This is a genomic window from Bradyrhizobium liaoningense (assembly GCF_018130955.1).
Lineage (GTDB): Bacteria > Pseudomonadota > Alphaproteobacteria > Rhizobiales > Xanthobacteraceae > Bradyrhizobium > Bradyrhizobium liaoningense_C.
On sequence record NZ_JAFCJM010000133.1, the window covers coordinates 1 to 3,234 of the forward strand.

The following is a 3,234-nucleotide window of genomic DNA, read 5'->3' on the forward strand; positions in this document are numbered from 1 at the left end:
CTCATCTATGCCAACACCGTCGTGCAACGCGGAACGCCGTGGACTGAAAAACTCCTCGGCGTTTAATGGTTGCTACGGCACGTCACACCGCGATGATGTGATCGTCGATCTCGTCCACCTTGTTGACGCCGCACAGGCCCATGGTGGTGAGCAGCTCCTTCTGGATGATGTCGATCGCCTTGGCGACGCCGGCCTGGCCGCTGGCGCCCAGGCCATAGGCATAGGCGCGGCCGATCATGCAGGACTTTGCGCCGAGCGCGAGCGCGCGCGCCACATCCTGGCCGGAGCGGATGCCGCCGTCGAACATGATCTCCATCTTGGAGCCGACCGCGTCTGCGATCTCAGGCAGTACCTCGATCGAGGACGGCGCGCCGTCGAGCTGGCGGCCGCCGTGGTTGGAGACGACCAGCGCCTGCGCGCCGGTCTTGGCCGCTTCCTCGGCGTCCTCGACGTCAAGAATGCCCTTGATGACGAGCTTGCCCGGCCAGATGCTGCGGATCCACTCGACGTCCTTCCAGTTCAGGGTGGTGTCGAACTGCGACGCCGTCCATTCGGCGAGCCGGTTGAGGTCCTCGGTGTTCTTCACGTGGCCGGCGATGTTGCCGAAGGTGCGGCGCTTGCCGCGCAGCACCCCGGAGACCCAGGCCGGCTTGGTCGCGAAGTCGATCAGTTTCGACAGCGTCCATTCCGGCGGCACCGACATGCCGTTCTTGATGTCGGCGTGACGTTGTCCGATCACCTGAAGGTCAACGGTCAGCACCAGCGCGCTGCATTTGGCGGCGATCGCGCGCTGGATCAGGTCCTTGATGAAGCCGCGGTCCTTCATCACATAGAGCTGGAACCAGAACGGCTTCTCGACATTGGCGGCGATGTCCTCGATCGAGCAGATCGACATCGTCGACTGCGTGAACGGAATGCCGGCGGCCTGCGCGGCGCGGCAGGCGTGGATCTCGCCGTCGCCATGCTGCATGCCCAAAAGTCCGACCGGCGCGAGGATCAGCGGCATGGTCGAGGGCTCGCCGAGGATGGTCGTCGAGGTGTCGCGCTTGGAGACGTCGACCAGGATGCGCTGGCGAAACTTGATGTGCTGGAGATCCTCGCGGTTGGCGCGCAGCGTTTCCTCGGCATAGGAGCCGCGATCGCAATAGTCGAAGAACGCCTTCGGCACGCGCCGCTTGTGCAGCTCACGCAGGTCTTCAATGCAGGTAATATGCTTCATCAACGTTCCCCGGCCCGTGCTTGCATCCCAGATTTTCATGGTCATCTAGCATGGTTGGATGCACAGCCAAATCGTTTGCGAGGAGGTCGTCATGACCAGACCGCACGTGTTGCCGAAATCGGACGAGAGCATCGAGAAGCGCCGGTTGGACGAAGCCCTCGAGGAAGGGCTGGAGGAGACCTTCCCGGCCTCCGATCCCGTCAACGTCACCCAGCCGCCGCCGAGCCGGGGCGACCACCACGTGAAGCGCAAGGACTAGCGCCCACGGGTTCCACGGTCGCCGGTGCGATGATCGGGAAATTTAACATTAACAATAGGTTACCGGGCGTCCCGGTGATCCGGTTCCGTAATGATTCATCATATTTTTTGAAGCCAAGTTAGCCGCGATGGCATTATAAGACCCCCAGCAAATCAGGGAATGGTGGAGCTTTCCGGGGCATCCGCCAGTTGTAGAATGGGGATCCCTGGTTCTTGCTTGGGGGACCACATGAGCCGCAAATATTTCGGTACCGACGGGATTCGAGGCCGCGCCAACGGACTGATCACGCCTGAACTCGCGCTCAAGGTCGGCCAGGCGGCCGGTCTTGCGTTTCAGCGCGGCGATCATCGCCACCGGGTGGTGATCGGCAAGGACACGCGCCTGTCCGGCTATATGATCGAATATGCGATGGTGGCGGGCTTCACCTCCGTCGGCATGGACGTGCTGCTGGTCGGCCCGATGCCGACGCCGGCGGTCGCGATGCTGACCAAGTCGATGCGCGCCGATCTCGGCGTGATGATCTCGGCCTCGCACAATCTGTTCGAGGACAACGGCATCAAGCTGTTCGGCCCGCAGGGCTTCAAGCTTTCGGACGACGTCGAGAAGCAGATCGAGCAACTGCTCGACGAATCCCTCGACAAGCGGCTCGCACAGAGTGCGAGCCTGGGCCGCGCCCGTCGTATCGACGGCGTGCACGACCGCTACATCGAATTCGCCAAGCGCACGCTGCCGCGCGACCTGTCGCTGGACGGCCTGCGCGTCGTGGTCGATTGCGCCAATGGTGCCGCCTACAAGGTGGTACCGGAAGCGCTGTGGGAATTGGGCGCCGACGTGATCCCGATCGGCGTCGAGCCTGACGGCTTCAACATCAACAAGGAATGCGGTTCGACCTCGCCGGAAGCGCTGTCGAAGAAGGTGCGCGAAATGCGCGCCGATATCGGCATCGCCCTGGATGGCGACGCCGATCGCGTCATCCTGGTCGACGAGCGCGGCCATATCGTCGACGGCGACCAGTTGCTGGCGGTGATCGCCCAGAGCTGGAAGGAGGACGGCCGGCTGTCGCGTCCGGGCATCGTTGCGACCGTGATGTCCAATCTCGGGCTCGAGCGCTTCCTGAAGGGGCAGGGCATCGATCTCGTGCGCACGCCGGTCGGCGACCGCTACGTGCTCGAGCAGATGCTGAGCGGCGGCTACAATCTCGGCGGCGAGCAGTCCGGCCACATCATCCTGTCCGACTACGCCACGACCGGCGACGGCTTCGTCGCCGCGCTGCAGGTGCTGGCGGTGGTGCAGAAGCTGCGCCGCCCGGTTTCCGAGGTCTGCCACCGTTTCGATCCGCTGCCGCAGATCCTCAAGAACGTCCGCTACAAGAGCGGCAAGCCGCTCGACGATTCCGATGTCAAATCGGCCATCTCCGATGGCGAGCAGCGGCTCAACGGCCACGGCCGGCTCCTGATCCGCTCGTCCGGCACCGAGCCCGTGATCCGCGTGATGGGCGAGGGCGAGGATCGTATCCTGGTCGAGGAAGTCGTCGACACCATCGTCTCCGCTCTCGGCCAGGCGGCGGCTTAAGAATCTTCCTTCTCCCCTTGTGGGAGAAGGTGGCGCGCGTAGCGCGCCGGATGAGGGGTCTGTCTCCGCGGAGAGATACCCGTCACCCGTCTCGCCGCTTCGCGGCGTGAGCAACCGGCGAGATGGGTAACAGTTCAAACCGACGACATGGGTAACACAATTCTTGTTTCGTTCAGGTCTGTTG

3 protein-coding genes are annotated in these 3,234 nt (G+C 63.5%); 2 read left to right on the plus strand and 1 reads right to left on the minus strand.

The window, feature by feature from the left end; all coding sequences use genetic code 11:
• Nucleotides 1-82: 82 nt before the first annotated feature.
• Complete coding sequence (locus JQ632_RS38940; RefSeq protein ID WP_212408016.1) at nt 83-1,219, minus strand: alpha-hydroxy acid oxidase; 1,137 nt, start codon at nt 1,217-1,219, stop codon at nt 83-85.
• A 91-nt stretch (nt 1,220-1,310) separates the two neighbouring features.
• On the opposite strand from JQ632_RS38940, the gene JQ632_RS38945 reads away from it, so the two are divergent.
• Nucleotides 1,311-1,478: a hypothetical protein gene (locus JQ632_RS38945; protein WP_212408017.1), complete on the plus strand. Its 168-nt coding sequence runs from the start codon at nt 1,311-1,313 to the stop codon at nt 1,476-1,478.
• A 228-nt stretch (nt 1,479-1,706) separates the two neighbouring features.
• Nucleotides 1,707-3,050 carry a phosphoglucosamine mutase gene (gene glmM, locus JQ632_RS38950; RefSeq protein WP_212408018.1) on the plus strand — a complete coding sequence of 448 codons (1,344 nt, stop codon included), beginning with the start codon at nt 1,707-1,709 and terminating at the stop codon, nt 3,048-3,050.
• Nucleotides 3,051-3,234 lie beyond the last annotated feature (184 nt).